The sequence below is a fragment of the Neobacillus niacini genome (assembly GCF_046591715.1).
Lineage (GTDB): Bacteria > Bacillota > Bacilli > Bacillales > Cytobacillaceae > Neobacillus > Neobacillus niacini_L.
The window spans coordinates 246807-262153 of sequence record NZ_JAWVNQ010000005.1 but is presented as its reverse complement, the minus strand read 5'-3'; the positions used below and the strand labels follow the sequence as shown (position 1 = coordinate 262153).

Below are 15347 nucleotides of genomic sequence, written 5' to 3'. Positions count from 1 at the left end.
TACTTATGGACTTTTTTATAGATGTTTTGGATGTTTTTTTAGGGGTTTTGGACTTTTAGATAGTATTTGGAAACAACACATACCCGCTATTTGTCCACACCAAACCACCCCACTCTAGTAAAAGGAGTAACGTTACGATGCTGAAAACCAGATTTGTTAAGCTTCTGACTATTAAATTGGAAGGTGGGCGTTATCTTCTGGCTGCTTTGGATGAGCACGGAGATAGCTTGCCTCCTTCTGAGTGGAAGAATGTGCTCTTTGGCCGTCATGATGAGAGCTTTTTTGGCACGCTTCTGGAAACAGAGACTGTTGATGGCATCGAGGGTGTTGTGGTCACAGGCTGGCACCTTGTCTCTCTTTTTGCAAAGGAGTCCTTCAACCGGTTTATTGACTGGGATTGGAGTGACCAATCGGAAATTTGTCTCGCCGCCGCTCATGCTCTACATGAAGGAATTCTCGAGAAGGATTGGCTGCCGGACTTTTCCGTTTGGGAGAATGGTGAATTCCGCTGGCAGCTCCCTGTTCGGGTGAAGGATGAGTTCGACCCTTCCTTTTGGGCTCAAGCCGTCGATACTCAGGTTGAGACTTCTGAAAGTGTTGAGGAATTCATCTCTGATTTATACGACCATGCCCTAGATGCTTATTTAACCCGGAACGCTTCGATGAAAGAGCTCTTTGGGCCGAAGCTTGCTCTCCTCCGAAAACAAAATATTTCTGGCGCTGAGCTGGCCCGGTATTTCGATGAGGACAGCTGGCTCGAATGGGTCGGGATAAAGGAAAGCGACACCCCTTTTACGATTGGACTGAGGTTAGAGGAGCCGCTAGATGGCGAAGGCCCCTGGAACCTGGATGTTTTTTTGCGCGGGAAAAAGAATGTCGATGATGTATATGGACTGGAAACAAAGCTCCCTGCCCGCTGGAAGCCCTTTTTAGAAAAAGTGGACCGCGAGCAAGAACGCTGGGCACGGTTGATACCTTGGCTGAGTGAGGACGGAGTGACCTTAAAGGCTGGGCTCACAGAGGAAGAAGCGTGGATGTTTTTAACGGAGGCCAGTGAAACCCTGGTCGCATTAGATGTTGAAATTCTGCTTCCTTCCTGGTGGCAGGCGATGAAGAATGCTAATTTGAAGGTAAAAGCGTCCCTAAAAGGATCCTCCAGCCACCGCCCTTCATTTGTTGGACTCCAGGCTATGCTGGATTTCAACTGGCGTTTTTCGATGAACGGTGTCGACTTTTCTGAGGAAGAGTTCAGCCAGCTTGTCGAAGAAAAACGTCGTCTCGTGTTTATCCGCGGGCGCTGGGTTAAGCTTGATCCGGGCTTCATCCGGCAAATACAGGATTTGATGAAGCGTGCCGAGAAAGAAGGCTTACATGTAAGAGATCTGCTCGAACAGGAGCTAATCGAGGCCCCACTAACGGAAGATGAACTCGAAAATCCAAAAGCCTTCGCGCGAATTCAAATTGAACTAAACAGCCAGTGGAAAAAAATGATCAAACAGCTTTCTGAAGCACATGAAATTCCATTGGAAAAAGTGCCTGAAGGACTGCAGGGTGAACTTCGCCCCTACCAGCAGCTGGGAATGAGCTGGCTATGGTTCCTGCGGCAGTATGGTTTTGGCGCAGTCCTTGCCGATGACATGGGACTCGGAAAAACTGTGCAATTAATCGCGTACCTATTGAAGGTAAAAGATGAAATCGGGGTCCTGCCAGAAATAGAAACAGCAACTGAAGCGGTGACAGGCACCAAAGGCGGAGCAGCTCCTGAAAAGGGTGCAAAGACTCCGGCTTCCAAAACTCCTGTGAAAGCAGCGTTAATTATATGTCCGACTTCTGTACTCGGCAACTGGCAGAAGGAGCTTGAACGGTTTGCTCCGGAGATGAATGTGTATTTGCATTATGGTTCGAATCGTTTGAAGGAAGAGGCATTTACGGAGAAAATTAAAGATGCTGACGTTGTCCTGACTTCGTATGGATTGATTCATTTGGACTCAGAAGATTTCGAGTCAAAGCTTTGGAGTTCGATCGCCATTGATGAGGCGCAAAATATTAAAAATGCCGGGACAAAGCAGTCGAGGGCTGTCAGAAGGCTCAGGGCCAGCCATCATATTGCTCTGACTGGTACCCCGATGGAAAACCGATTATCTGAGTTGTGGTCGATTTTTGACTTTACCAATCATGGCTACCTCGGCAGCTTAGGGCAATTTCAGAAAAAGTTCGTCATTCCGATTGAGAAGGATGAGAAAAAGGAAAAGGTCAATGAGCTTCAGTCTCTAATTCGCCCGTTCCTCTTGAGGAGGACGAAAAAAGACGAAGAGGTGGCGCTTAATCTTCCTGACAAGCAGGAGCAAAAGGAATACTGTCCGCTTACGACAGAACAGGCTTCGTTGTATGAGCAGCTTGTCCGTGATACGTTTGCCGAGATTGAGAAGCTGTCTGGCTTTGAGCGTAAAGGATTAATCCTGCAAATGCTCAGCCGTTTGAAGCAGCTCTGCAATCACCCTGCTCTCTATTTAAAAGAAAGATCAGCAGACAGATTGCTCCTCGACCGCTCAAATAAACTTGAGAAGCTTGTCGACCTCGTCGATGCTGTTTTGGATTCAGGTGAAAGCTGTCTGATTTTCACTCAGTACATTGAAATGGGCGAAATGATTCGTGCCACCCTCAAGAAGAAGTTTGGTGTAGAGGTACCGTTCCTAAACGGAAGTGTACCAAAGACGCAGCGCGATGACATGATTGAAAAGTTCCAGAACCATGAATTCCCTGTGTTTCTGCTATCCTTGAAAGCGGGAGGAACCGGGCTCAATCTGACAGCGGCCAACCATGTTATCCACTATGATCGCTGGTGGAATCCTGCTGTTGAAAACCAAGCAACAGACCGAGCTTATCGGATCGGCCAATCCCGCTTCGTTCATGTGCACAAGCTGATCTGTACCGGAACACTGGAAGAAAAAATCGACGCCATGCTCGAGAAAAAGCAGCACCTAAACGACCAAATCATCCAAAGCGAAAACTGGATCACCGAACTTTCTACAGACGAACTCAAAGACTTGGTGTACTTAGGGTAGTTTCGGCAACTTGGAATTAATTAGATGATTATACAGCGATGTATATTCGGTGCCTGTCACCATCGCCTGCCGGCGATGGTGACAGGCACCTTTTACTTTTGTTAAAGGCATACATTTTGGTTTGGGTTTAATACTAATGTGTGGAGATGTAAAAAGTTAAGAGGTAGTTATATGGCGCATAAGGAGAAAGTTATTGAAATTATCGACCGTAATCATTCCCAAATTGAAAGGCTCATCGATAAAAAAATTGATATCTGGCTGGACCATGTCCTTTTTTCGGGTTTGTGGTGGATGGGCGTGGCCTTATCGATTTTACCTTGGATCATTTGGTTTGTTTTAAGGAAAAAGGAAAGTACGGATCGATTACTGTATATCGCTTTTTATGTCATGACAATTTCTGTTCTATTAGATATAGTAGGAGACCAAATTGGTCTTTGGCATTATCGGTATCATGTTATTCCCGTACTTCCTACTTACTTTCCCTGGGATGTTACATTAATGCCCTTTTCGGTAATTATGCTGCTGCAAGTAAAACCTCAAGTTAATCCTTGGTTTAAAGCTATTTTCTTTGCACTTCTAGCCTCTTATGTTGGAGAACCAGTCTTTGATTGGTTAGGTGTATATGTACCAGAACATTGGCGCTATACATACTCTGTTCCCATCCAGATCGCTATATATATGAGTGCACATTATCTCAGTATGCGGAATCATTTCGCTCAGTTAGCCAAGAAAACACAAAAAGAGACCTAACATCGTTATATGATGTCAGATCTCTTTTTTACATTTGCTATTGTAACACGACGATTTTCACCGTTCTTCTGCCCCAAGCAAAGGCTTGTGCATTGTTTGGCATTAATACATCTATTTTATGGCCTTTAATAGCGCCGCCGGTATCACCCGCGATAGCGACTCCATATCCTTCTACCCATACTTTTGAGCCCAATGGAATAACAGAAGGATCCACTGCGATTAATTTCATATTTGGATTTTCTTTAATATTATAGCCCATGTACGTAATACTTCCAGAAGACTGCCAGCTATATGCAGTCGACGTTACATACATTTCTACACCCTTTGGTGCCGGAGCGGCAGGTGCAGCAGGTGTATTAGCTGTGCTCATTACTTTGACAGCCTCTTGCTCTTGGCGGACCTTCTCTTGAGCTGCTTTCAGCTCAGCTTGAATTCCAGCCATTTCTTCGTTCACTTGGCTGTATTTTTGCTGCATGACTGTTAACGATTCTTGTCTCTTTTGTAGGTTTAGAGCAAGTTCATTCTGCTGTTTTGAAAGCGTTTCCCTTTCTACAGCTAGTTGTGCCTCATGCTTTGCAATTTCTGCCTTGTCTTTTTCAATTTGCGCAAGGTCATTTTCTTGATCATCAATAATTTCATTATCAGCGTTAAACAATGTCGTTACCGCACTTGCACGTTGAATTAGATCGGCAACACTTTTAGCTTCTAAAATGACATTAATGGCTACACTCATTTTTTCATCTGCTTGTAATGCCACTAACCTGCTTTTCATAACATCTTTACGATTATGAATTTTATCCTGAAGAACGACAATTTCTTCTTTTTTCTTTTCGATCTGCTGTTGAGTTGCAGCGATTCTCTTTTGAGTTTCTGCCAATGCTTCTCTATTTTGTGCTATATAAGATTGTAAAGATTCCATATCTGCTTTGATCTTTTCAATTTCTTTATTAATAGAGTTCTTTTCATTCGCCTTTTGTTCAAGCTCTTGCTCCACGTTATGTAAAGCTTCCTTACTTGATTCTGCATGTGCCACAACGGTACCTGACACCAATATTACGCATGTTAGAAACATGAAAATCATACGCCTTAAAAGTTGCATACTCTTCCCCCTTCTCTATTAATCTATTTATACCATGACAATGTACCAGTTATATTACAAAAATGTTAAAACTCTATCACAATTTGTCATATAACAGTGGGAAACAATGTAAACAGATGAAAAATATAGACAAAATTGCGGTGCCTGTCACCACTCGTGGACATTTCGCCCTATTTGTCCGTGTGGGATGGACAGTTTGTTTCTTTGTATAAAATTACGCTATGTATGCACTCGCAAAGCGACACGAAAAAGGTTATTTAGCCATGATTTTGTCTAAAAAGTAAAATATATGGGGTGATTGTTAGGTTATCAAAAGGAGAAAAAAGGGCTTCGGCTGGAACCGAAACCTTCTAATTCCACTTATTTGTAATATTTCTGTTACAAATTTCGATTTAGACCTCCAATTTTTCTCGTGCAGTCAAACTCCGCGGCCCCACTTTCTCCCGTAATTTAATCCCTTTTCTTCCTGAGTCTAATAAAAATGCAACCTTGTTGTCTTCCATAATGGCAAAGCTAGTGAAGATATCGAATGCTTCTTCCTCGGACAGTTGTTTCTCGCCTTCGATAAGCTGTAAAGATTTGTAGTAACAGTTAAATTGGGAGTTAGTCTCACGTATGTGGATGGTAACTCTTGTTTCGTGAAGAGGAATTGAATGGTAGGAACGGTTTGAAGATGGGTGATGGGACTTTTTAGAGAGTACGATGGCGTCGTAGAAATCCGGTTTCCCTTTGATTTGCATTTCCAAGTAACTCGGTCGTTCTCCAATAAATACTAATGAGTTTGGCATATTTTTATATGACCTCCAATGAGACAAATAGTTACAACAACCATTATTATTCGACAATAATTTTAAAACTCCTTTTATCCCCTATGCGCTCTAACCCATATTTACAGTAGAGCGTGCATAGGATTCACATAATCAATCGTGCGCATTACGCACATCCGAACAATCGCCATTCTTTTGCCGTTAAGTTAAAAACATCAATTGTTTTTATGGCGGTGATTAAGATGTCTTTATCTGAAAAGTTGCGACAGCTGCGTGACAAACGAAACTGGTCTCAGCAAACCCTGGCAGACATGATGAACATGGATCGCTCTACTGTGAGCAGATATGAAACAGGGAGAAGCGTTCCCACCTACCAAACTGTGGTTCGATTTGCTGAGTTATATCAAGTCGATAAGGAATATTTGGTCGGGGAATTGGACCAGCTTCTCCCTAAAAATGAGGAGCCAGGATATATGACGAAGGAGAGTCTTCTTGACCCTGAATTAAGTATCATCCTTCAGCTGCTCCAGCAAGAGCCTGATTTGAAAAAGAATCTGCTCGACATTCATCTCATGCCAGCAAAGCGCCGTGCATTTTTTATCGATTTATTAACCTATCAGATTAAAGCTAGCAAAAAGCATAAAAACATCTAATAAAAAATAGGCCGCTGATCAATTATCAGCGGCCTCGAAAAATAAAACACAGGGGGTTTTGTACTATTGTGCCCTGTTGGATAAAAAATTATACAAAGAAATCGATAAAAAAATTCCGGCGCTCACTCGGCCGGAGAATGGGGATTATGTTGGAGAGTGGCTGCTCTTCTATACTCTAACTTCGGGGAAAATCGAAAAGGTACCTGAAGCTGACTTTAGTTTTACCAATAATAAATCTAGATATTGTAGAAAAATCGGCATGATGAATATTTATTTTTAAAAATGAACCGAAACATGGTCGTGAATTTCTGATTGTGAGTGTGTATGAGGGTGTGGGGGGTAGGTTCTGATTGGGCTCCATTCTCGTTCCTTAAGCTGCCCTTTCATAATCCATTCTAGCTGGCTGATTCTCTTCTTCAGACTCTCACTTTCTTGAGTCATCTCTATCATTTTTTTTTGCAGCTGGTTGTTATTTTGATTGGCTCGGCCGACCATTTTTATTAAACTTTCAAGCAGCTGTTCTAAACTGGCGGCTACTTCATCGCGACTGTTCAAAATGGCAGTTCCTCCTTTGAGACTGTTACGCTGACCGGAGGCGGACCAACTGGGGTGCTGGGTTTTGCCCCGAGGAATTGGATGGAATCGGCCAATACCTCTGTCACGTAAACTCTTTTGCCTTCTTTATTATCATAATGCCGGGTCTGCAGCCTGCCTGTTATCCCGACAACCGACCCCTTACGGCAGTATTGAGCGGTATTTTCCGCTGCCTTTTTCCAAAGTGTACACTGAACGAAATCTGCCTCAATTTCTCCATGCTGATTTCGGAAATGCCGGCTGACAGCCAAAGTAATCGAAGTTACCGGCAGTCCTTCACTTGTTCTTCTTAGCTCCGGATCCCGGGTCAGTCTTCCAACAAGGGTGACTTGATTGATCATACACATTCTCCTCTCCTGTTTATGGCTTAATCATAGTCCCTCGGTGCCTTCAAGTAAAATTGTGGAAGAGCCATTTTCGACATCTATCTTCCCTCAAATTCGCGGTTTTCCTAGTTCAAACTACAAATTTGAAAACCCATCCTTTCCACAAAGGGCAATCTTGCAAAAACCGACAAATATTTTTCGACATTTGTTTCTTGAAGTAATATGTTATAATTTAGAAAATGTGACCGATGAATCGAAAACGGAGGTATCGCAGATGAAAACCTTTAAATTAGTCGCTTTAGAAGTTGTTGACGGTGGAAATTCGGTGGAAGTCCCATTAGAAGATGGACTAATTATCAATAAAGAAAACGAACGGGCCAGTTGGCTGCTTGAAGCCTATACCGATTTATCCCTATATGATTACTTTAAAAAGATTCAGGAAGATGGCCGCGAACTCATCGTCCAAGTGGTGATTACGAAGCGCGAAAACGACCCTGCATACTTCCAAACGAAAATTGCCTCACTGCACAGATTTGAAAAGCATATCAGCGTTCTGTTCGAAGGACGCCTGCGCCGAAACAGAAGAGATTATTCTGAGCTGCTGCTCGACAGCCTGCTTGAAAAAGGTCTTGGCGGGCAGGCACTGCTCGAAGAATTTAAGGACAAAATGAAGAGTAAACCGAAATTAAAAATGAAGCATGACTAAAATAGGGGCGGGCTGAATACAATCAGCCTGCCCCTTTCGCTTATTATCTGTCTCGATTGTCGCGGTCATTTGCATCACGGCGGTCTTCGATCATGTCTTCACCGCGGTCATTTCTGTCGCGCATCATGTCTCCGTCGTTGTCCGTGTTGGTGTCGTTGTTGTTATAACGAGTGTTTGTGTTTCCTAAACCATCTTCATCGTCATTAACATCTAGATCGTTGTTGTCGTTTCCGTCCAGGTTGTTATCGTCGTCAAGCGGAGTATCCACTTCGTCGTTCACTGGCGGCGGCGGATTTTGGTCATCATCATTATTACAGCCAGCTAACATAAACCCTGATAGAAGTGCACTTAATAGCACCAAAAACAGCTTTTTCTTCAAACGTAAAAGCCCCTTTCCATGAGAAAAATATTGACCCCTTAGTGGTCTTCTGTTATTTTCCCCAAGTTTTTTAGGACTATTACAAAAAAAATAACCGGAGATGCCCCCGATTATTTTCCTAGTGCAAAGGTAATTTCTGCTTCGCAGGCAACTTCTCCATCCACTGTCGCCACTGCTTTGCCTTTTCCAATTGGTCCGCGCAGGCGGATAATTTCAACTTCCAGCCTGAGCTGATCCCCTGGTTTTACTTGTCTTTTGAAACGGCAGCCATCGATTCCAGCAAAAAACGCTAATTTGCCGCGATTTTCTTCCTTCTTCAATACGGCAACAGCACCCACCTGTGCAAGCGCCTCAACAATCAGCACTCCCGGCATAACCGGATAGTCAGGAAAATGGCCATTGAAGAACTCCTCATTAGCCGTTACATTTTTAATTCCAACTGCCCGGACTCCTTCTTCGATTTCTAGAATTTTATCTACGAGCAAAAATGGATAACGATGGGGAATAATTTCTTTAATTTGTGTCACATCCAACATAATTAGTACCTCCTCATAGGAACAGATAATTACATTTTACTATTAAGTGCATACAAAAAGGAAGGGCAACTTGAGCCCTTCCTCGTTTATTTTTTTTCAACTAGATCGATAATATGTGTCCAGGTCGATGCTTTTAACACATCTCCAGGATTTCCATTTCCGAGCACACCGTAGCCAACCGCGGCACCTGCAACCAGAAATCCACCTGTAAAAATGATCAACAAGACAATCCTAAGCCAAATCGGAATCAGGCGGATTCGGATTCTCTTATTCGCACTTTCAGCTTTGCGGGCTTTTTGAGCACTTTTGACTTTAGAAGCTTTTTGAGTGGTTTTACCAAGAGCAGCCTTCCGCCCATCTTCTTTTGTCTTTTTAAGCTCTTCCCTCGATTTCACCTGTTTTAGCTGATTCACTGACATCTCATTATTCCCCTTTAAACGAAATCCTCTATATATTATTGGACCTTTCGTCTGCCCATTCTACTGCTGTAATTGATTTTACCTAATATTATACTCTATTTTATAAAATAATTAGGGTATTCGCAGTAAATTTTTGCTTAAAAAAGTATTTCCATGGCAAATAGTGGCGAATTTTCTTTGTTTTTTGAGGCTTCATGACCAATTAACATAAATAAAAAAGCCCAATGATGTTGAGATCATTAGACTTTTGATTTGTAAGGTAAGATGTCCTACCTGTTATCCAAGTTTTCTTTTCGGAATTCTGTCAATATTGTCTAACATAATGCCTGTTCCGATTGCTACGCAGTCCATTGGATTTTCTGCCACCAAGACTGGTACCTTTAACTCGTCTGCTAATAAAGCATCAATACCATGAAGTAATGCGCCGCCGCCTGTTAAAATTACGCCGCGGTCGATGATGTCAGCCGATAATTCTGGCGGTGTTCGTTCAAGTACACTCTTAGCCGCTTGAACGATAACAGAAACTGACTCACGCAGTGCGCCTTCAATTTCTTCCGAACGAACCGTAATCGTACGCGGTAAGCCGCTGACCATGTCGCGTCCGCGAATTTCCATTTCTTCCGAGCGTGATCCAGGAAATACGGTACCAATGTTGATTTTAATATTCTCAGCTGTGCGTTCACCGATCAATAGCTTGTACTCACGCTTGATGTGATTGAGGATTTCCATGTCGAACTTGTCGCCGGCCATTTTAATCGAAGATGAAGTAACGATATCGCCCATTGAAAGGACTGCTACATCCGTTGTTCCGCCGCCGATGTCGACAACCATATTACCGCTTGGCTGGAAGATATCCATTCCGGCGCCAATCGCTGCCACTTTCGGTTCCTCTTCTAGGTAAATCTTCTTGCCGCCGCTCTTTTCTGCCGCTTCTCGAATTGCTTTTTGCTCCACGCTTGTGATGTTCGTTGGACAGCAAATCAAAATACGCGGTTTCGATAAAAAGCCTTTTACGTTCAACTTATTAATAAAATGTTTTAACATTGCTTCTGTTACGTCAAAGTCAGCGATTACTCCATCCTTCAACGGGCGAATCGCGACAATGTTCCCAGGTGTACGTCCGACCATGCGGCGAGCTTCCTCACCAACAGCAAGAACCCGGTTCGTATTTTTATCAATGGCAACCACAGATGGCTCATTCAATACAATTCCACGGCCTTTTACGTGGATTAACACGTTAGCCGTTCCCAAATCAATCCCAATATCCCTAGCAAACATTCTCTTTTCTTTCCTCCTTGAAACGGTCATTCTTTCCTAATTGTTAATGATACCATATTCCTTAAAATTTCCATACTGTTAACACAAAAAACGTAGAAATTTGTCGGAAAAAATTTATTTGTAAGAGAATGCTGCTTTTTTACCATTAAAAATGGCCCTTTCCCCGACATTCTTAGAATGCTCCAAGAAGTCTTTTGAAAATGGCCATTTCAAAACATTTTTTCTTTTTTGTGAGAGTCCTTCTGAAAGTCGGCCTACTTAACGGCCTCACCCTCTTTTTCTTCCTTCTGATATTTCATCTTCGTCGCTTCTCCACCCCGGAGATGTCTAATCGATTTATGATAATCTAGAATCTCTTTTACTTCATTTGCCAGCTCAGGATTTATTTCAGGAAGTCTCTCTGTCAAATCTTTATGGACAGTACTTTTGGACACGCCAAACTCCTTCGCTATTACACGAACCGTTTTCCTCGTCTCCACGATATACTTTCCAATCTTGATAGTTCTCTCTTTGATGTAATCGTGCACACCACTCGCCCTCCCTAAATTGGATGTTTAGAAGTGCGAAATGAGATCCGCTTATCACTAAGACGAAATACTGAATCCACATAACTGCGGTGGTGCCACCGTTGTGGTGCTGCTTTGGTGCCTGTCACCATTTATGCAATTATGCAGCTATACGATGAATAATCATGTCTCCAACTATATCTACAAAAGCCTCAAACGACTCTTCACCTCAAACACTCTATTTGTAAAGGTTTGTAACCATTTTATTAGCTTGGATACGGGAATATGCACGAAATAGACAATAAGGACAAGACCTCTCAGGAATTGTTTGAAAAATCAGACATTCGGAGTGCTTTTTACCTTAAAATCGACAATTTGCCGAAAAGGCTGGAGGCCGCATTGTTTCTAGCTCCACTTTGGAAATGAAGAGCTTTTTTGATTATTTCCTGAGAAATTTGTCAGGTGCGATTGTCGAATGAAAATTTTATTGAAAATAATATTTTTTGTTCATTTTATGGTTTTTTCAGCCTTTTACATTGATTTGACGATAATTTTTTCACTGCTTTTTAAAAAGAATATTATATAATGGGATGAATTAGACGGAGAGGAATTCGAAATATGCAGCCTTTTACCGAAAGAGTCGTGGAAATAATAAAAAATATTCCTGAAGGCAGGATTATGACCTATGGGCAAATAGCCAGAGCTGCTGGGAGTCCCCGTGCTGCCCGGCAGGTGGTTCGTGTCCTTCATAGTATGAGCAAAAAACACCGCCTGCCCTGGCACCGTGTTGTCAATGCGAAAGGACAGATTGCACTCCAAGATGACGAGTCCTATACGGAGCAGCTATTCTCACTCGAAAGTGAAGGAATTGAAATAGGCCTAAACGGAACCATTGACCTGGAAAAATACCAATACCACCCCTAAATAAGAGGTGGTATTTTATATTTTTGTCAGACCCAGAGCAAAGTGGTCCCATAATATTTTTTCTACCTGATCCCATTTGTGGTCCTCACACCGGACCATAAGAACAACCTCTGATGTAATCCTTCCATTTCCCCTTTTATTTTTCTTTAGAAGAAGCATTTTGATAAGAAACCCTAACAGCAGCCCTGAAACAGCCCCGATGATTCCCCATAATATCGGGCCCCATTCCAGCACATATCCATAAATCGCACCGAGCAGCATCAGGCAGGTTCCGAGAATCGCCGGCCCATCAAACAGACTAAAGCCATCTGATTTGTGGATGGTATCAAACAGCCCCCTCAATTCTTTACGCTTATCTAGCGGTGCCGCTAGAATCATTTCCTTTGAGATTCCCTGCTGTTCTAATGCTGAAATGGCTAACTCTATGTAAATTGAATTCTCAAACGAAGCAATCACAAACATTCACTTCACTCATTCCTAAAAAGGAAACTTGAACTCCTTTTTTTGATAATTTTCTCGTAAGAATTTCTTCATTTCTTTTTCAAAAAGAGAATTATATTCAATGGTCGTACTATAGGCGTCATACAGAATAAAAAAGTAAATCGAAGGCAGATAGAGGAGCCACTGCATATCGACTGCCTTTTTCGCCTCAGAAAACTTGCCGAGCATGGTGAACTGAATACCCTCTGGAATATGGCCAAAATACATGATCCCGACGGTGTAAGCAAAAATAAAAAATCCTGAAATCACTTTATGAATATACAGATGACCTAAGCCAGGGAAGAGAGCAGACCATACAACAGCGACCCAGGGTTTCCTCTTATCCATGAAGTTGATATCCCAAGCTCCCATCGCAGTCGGCCGGATTGAGGCACCCTCGCGATCAGCCAAAAGGTATTGCTTGTTTAAATCCACCGTGGTCCGATAGCTGTCCCAGATTCCAAACATATAGATTCCTACATAAAGCATAAGCCAGCGCTCATCCATGACCTCCTTGGCTTTACCAAAGTCGCCGGTCAGCGTAAATAAAATCCCAAGATTCACGTTTGCCTTGCCATTAATAAACGTTTCCCAGAGGATGAGTATAAATCCTGCGATATAGCGGTGCAGTAAAAGGTGGCCAAATCCGGGATAAGAAAAGGCAAAAAAGGCAACCACCCATGGGTTCTTTCTTTGAAGGACTGATGTTGTAAATTGTGATAAATGCGCTATGTATCTTCGAGGTTGGGGATTTTGGTTCAACGTGCTGCTCCTGTCTTTTTACTAGTATTTTTTCTCGTTATGGATTAAATATCCTTACCAATACAAAAAAACAGAAACCAGCAGCTGGTTTCTGTCTTAGGTTATCTTCTTTGCATAAAGACATTTTTCACTTTTTTCACAGGAATCTGAGAACCGCCGCGATCCAGAACGTTTTCAACCATCATCGCGACCATTAATCCTGGCGAGTTGGTGTTGTAGGCGATGAACCAGCCGTTTTCCGTTCCTTTTTCCCCTTGCTTTTCCTTGATCTCGGCCGTCCCCGTTTTGCCTGCTAGCGGATAGTCTGCAATATTCGCAGAATGTGCCGTTCCATCCTTGTCACCGACAACCTTTCTTAACATCGAAGAAACTGTTTTGGCGATATCAGGCGATACAACTGCTTTTTCACTTTTTTCAGTGTCCAGCAGCAGGCTAGGCTTAACCATATTCCCACCGTTAACAAACGGTGTATACGTTTCAAGCAAATGAACAATACTCATTTGAATTTGTCCCTGGCCATATCCAGAGTCCGCCAAGAAAATTTCGTTCTCCAATTTTCCAATCGTCGATGTTTCAAGCGGGTATGGATAATCGGGCTCTTGTTCAAAGCCGAATCCCTTTAACGCTTCCGCGAATTGCTCTTTTCCAATTCCTAAAGCCGCTTGAGCGAAATAGATATTGTCCGAGTAGACCATCGCTTTTTCTAAGTTAACAGGATTTGCTTCATGTACCCTCGTCACAAAATACTTGCCCCATGAGGCACCCTTCTGCCATTTCAATCCCTTAATCTCCATCGTTTGCTCAGGCGTAATTGTCTTGTTTGTGAGTCCAATCATCGCTGTGATTGGCTTAAAGACTGAACCTGGTGCATACGCCTTATTAAACCTGGTCGTCAGCGGCTTTTGTGGATTGTCCTGGAGGTCTTTCCACTCATCGCCTGAGAAGCCCAGCGTGGCTTGATTCGGGTCAAACGACGGCGAGCTGACAAGTGCCAGTGTCTCACCGCTCACAGGGTCAATCGCCGCTCCAGCACCTGCCTCGCCAGCAAGCTCAGCATACAAACTTGCCTGCATATCGATATCGATGGTAAGCGATATGTCCTTCCCATCCTCAACCGGCTTTTCGGCTAAAACCTCTGTTGCTCCGTCTGGCTTTTTTATCGTGATCTTCACTCCGCTAGTTCCTTTCAGCTGAGAATCAAACACTTCCTCAAGCCCTCTTTTTCCAATTACGTCATTGCTTGTATAGCCTTTGTCCTTTAACTTTTCAAGCTCCTCTGCGGTAATCGAACCGACATAGCCGATTAAATGGGCAGCCGCTTCATTATAAGGATAAATTCGCGCTCCTACCCTTTTGGTCTGCACTGGCTCTAAAGCGATTAACTGAGCGATACGCTCTGTATCGTCGGGCGATACCCTCTTTAGCGGCACAAACAAATCGGGCTTCACCCAGCTCGCATTAAGCGCTTTGTTAATTTGATCCGGTGTCATTTTTAATAGTTTGGACAATTGCTGGATAACATGCTCCTTCTGTCCTTCCAGCTTACCTGGGACCACTCCAACCTCAAACACCTCTCCATTTATCGCTAGTCCATTTCCAGCCCGGTCAAAGATTTGCCCGCGCTTTGGCTTGATGGAGCTGATGCCGATTTTGTCGCCATCCTTCAATTGCGGAAAGATATAGGTGGTATTCCAATCCACATACCAGTTATTTTCTTTGTCACGTTCTTCTTTTTTCATCTTCGCACTGTGTGTAAATTCAATGGGGCCGGCGATGCTGTTCATTTTAGCGGAAAAGTCATAACTGACACTGTCTGTATCCTTATCAAGCTTTTCTTCTTCTTCCGGTTTTTTAAAGGTCATCTTGAGGTCTGTAATTTGCAGGTCTTCGTAGATTTTTTGATAGCGGCTGGTGAAGTCTTCCTTCGAGATAACCTCTTTAGAGCCTTCTGTCAGGTAGTCATACATCTTATCGAACTTTTGCTCATTCCATAGCTTTATGTATGCATCAAACCGATCCTGTGGCGTTGGTTCCTTGCTGCAGCCAGCTGCTGCCATCACGGCGAGAAAGAGCATCACCAGCAGTCCTAGTATTTTTTTCAAA

General features: G+C 43.0%; 18 protein-coding genes. 6 read left to right on the top strand and 12 right to left on the bottom strand.

Annotated features, from left to right (window positions below; all coding sequences use genetic code 11):
* Positions 1 to 137: 137 nt before the first annotated feature.
* Positions 138 to 3065: a DEAD/DEAH box helicase gene (locus SFC47_RS15640; RefSeq protein ID WP_411255220.1), complete on the top strand. Its 2928-nt coding sequence runs from the start codon at positions 138 to 140 to the stop codon at positions 3063 to 3065.
* Between the two features lie 171 nt (positions 3066 to 3236).
* Complete coding sequence (locus SFC47_RS15635; RefSeq protein WP_411255219.1) at positions 3237 to 3815, top strand: CBO0543 family protein; 579 nt, start codon at positions 3237 to 3239, stop codon at positions 3813 to 3815.
* Positions 3816 to 3852: 37 nt separating this feature from the next.
* On the opposite strand, the gene SFC47_RS15630 is transcribed toward SFC47_RS15635, so the two are convergent.
* Positions 3853 to 4914: a 3D domain-containing protein gene (locus SFC47_RS15630; protein WP_411255218.1), complete on the bottom strand. Its 1062-nt coding sequence runs from the start codon at positions 4912 to 4914 to the stop codon at positions 3853 to 3855.
* Positions 4915 to 5306: 392 nt separating this feature from the next.
* Entirely contained in the window at positions 5307 to 5702 is a 396-nt protein-coding gene (locus SFC47_RS15625) for a hypothetical protein (RefSeq protein WP_411255217.1), read from the bottom strand.
* Positions 5703 to 5923: 221 nt separating this feature from the next.
* Between SFC47_RS15625 and SFC47_RS15620 the strand changes: the two genes are divergently transcribed.
* Positions 5924 to 6334 carry a helix-turn-helix domain-containing protein gene (locus SFC47_RS15620; RefSeq protein ID WP_411255216.1) on the top strand — a complete coding sequence of 137 codons (411 nt, stop codon included), beginning with the start codon at positions 5924 to 5926 and terminating at the stop codon, positions 6332 to 6334.
* Positions 6335 to 6410: 76 nt separating this feature from the next.
* Complete coding sequence (locus SFC47_RS15615; protein WP_411255215.1) at positions 6411 to 6614, top strand: hypothetical protein; 204 nt, start codon at positions 6411 to 6413, stop codon at positions 6612 to 6614.
* On the opposite strand, the gene SFC47_RS15610 is transcribed toward SFC47_RS15615, so the two are convergent.
* Both SFC47_RS15610 and ssb read right to left on the bottom strand, forming a co-directional pair.
* The gene (locus SFC47_RS15610) at positions 6611 to 6889 is read right to left on the bottom strand and encodes a hypothetical protein (RefSeq protein WP_411255214.1); all 279 of its coding nucleotides are present in this window, start codon (positions 6887 to 6889) and stop codon (positions 6611 to 6613) included. The two genes, SFC47_RS15615 and SFC47_RS15610, sit on opposite strands and share 4 nt — an antisense overlap.
* Positions 6886 to 7269: a single-stranded DNA-binding protein gene (gene ssb, locus SFC47_RS15605; protein ID WP_411255213.1), complete on the bottom strand. Its 384-nt coding sequence runs from the start codon at positions 7267 to 7269 to the stop codon at positions 6886 to 6888. The genes SFC47_RS15610 and ssb overlap by 4 nt, the downstream gene beginning before the upstream one ends.
* Before the next feature lie 259 nt (positions 7270 to 7528).
* On the opposite strand from ssb, the gene SFC47_RS15600 reads away from it, so the two are divergent.
* Positions 7529 to 7960 (top strand): YwpF family protein, encoded by a 432-nt coding sequence (locus tag SFC47_RS15600; protein ID WP_411255212.1) that lies wholly within the window; start codon positions 7529 to 7531, stop codon positions 7958 to 7960.
* Positions 7961 to 8003: 43 nt separating this feature from the next.
* Here the strand turns inward: SFC47_RS15600 and SFC47_RS15595 are convergent, their stop codons facing one another.
* The 5 genes from SFC47_RS15595 to spoIIID all read right to left on the bottom strand — a co-directional run bounded on the left by SFC47_RS15595 (position 8004) and on the right by spoIIID (position 11099).
* Complete coding sequence (locus SFC47_RS15595) at positions 8004 to 8339, bottom strand: hypothetical protein (protein WP_411255211.1); 336 nt, start codon at positions 8337 to 8339, stop codon at positions 8004 to 8006.
* A gap of 110 nt (positions 8340 to 8449) precedes the next feature.
* Positions 8450 to 8875 (bottom strand): 3-hydroxyacyl-ACP dehydratase FabZ, encoded by a 426-nt coding sequence (gene fabZ / locus SFC47_RS15590; protein WP_411255210.1) that lies wholly within the window; start codon positions 8873 to 8875, stop codon positions 8450 to 8452.
* Between the two features lie 86 nt (positions 8876 to 8961).
* Positions 8962 to 9294, bottom strand: a complete 333-nt coding sequence (locus SFC47_RS15585; RefSeq protein ID WP_411255209.1) for a DNA-directed RNA polymerase subunit beta — start codon at positions 9292 to 9294, stop codon at positions 8962 to 8964.
* A gap of 276 nt (positions 9295 to 9570) precedes the next feature.
* Positions 9571 to 10572 (bottom strand): rod shape-determining protein, encoded by a 1002-nt coding sequence (mreB, locus tag SFC47_RS15580; RefSeq protein ID WP_063254779.1) that lies wholly within the window; start codon positions 10570 to 10572, stop codon positions 9571 to 9573.
* A gap of 254 nt (positions 10573 to 10826) precedes the next feature.
* Positions 10827 to 11099 (bottom strand): sporulation transcriptional regulator SpoIIID, encoded by a 273-nt coding sequence (spoIIID, locus tag SFC47_RS15575; RefSeq protein ID WP_007086083.1) that lies wholly within the window; start codon positions 11097 to 11099, stop codon positions 10827 to 10829.
* Between the two features lie 597 nt (positions 11100 to 11696).
* Between spoIIID and SFC47_RS15570 the strand changes: the two genes are divergently transcribed.
* Positions 11697 to 12002 (top strand): MGMT family protein, encoded by a 306-nt coding sequence (locus tag SFC47_RS15570; protein WP_411255208.1) that lies wholly within the window; start codon positions 11697 to 11699, stop codon positions 12000 to 12002.
* A 15-nt stretch (positions 12003 to 12017) separates the two neighbouring features.
* On the opposite strand, the gene SFC47_RS15565 is transcribed toward SFC47_RS15570, so the two are convergent.
* The 3 genes from SFC47_RS15565 to SFC47_RS15555 all read right to left on the bottom strand — a co-directional run bounded on the left by SFC47_RS15565 (position 12018) and on the right by SFC47_RS15555 (position 15346).
* Positions 12018 to 12464 carry a hypothetical protein gene (locus tag SFC47_RS15565; protein ID WP_411255207.1) on the bottom strand — a complete coding sequence of 149 codons (447 nt, stop codon included), beginning with the start codon at positions 12462 to 12464 and terminating at the stop codon, positions 12018 to 12020.
* A 15-nt stretch (positions 12465 to 12479) separates the two neighbouring features.
* Complete coding sequence (locus SFC47_RS15560; RefSeq protein ID WP_411255206.1) at positions 12480 to 13244, bottom strand: hypothetical protein; 765 nt, start codon at positions 13242 to 13244, stop codon at positions 12480 to 12482.
* A 101-nt stretch (positions 13245 to 13345) separates the two neighbouring features.
* Positions 13346 to 15346 carry a penicillin-binding transpeptidase domain-containing protein gene (locus SFC47_RS15555; protein ID WP_411255205.1) on the bottom strand — a complete coding sequence of 667 codons (2001 nt, stop codon included), beginning with the start codon at positions 15344 to 15346 and terminating at the stop codon, positions 13346 to 13348.
* Position 15347 lies beyond the last annotated feature (1 nt).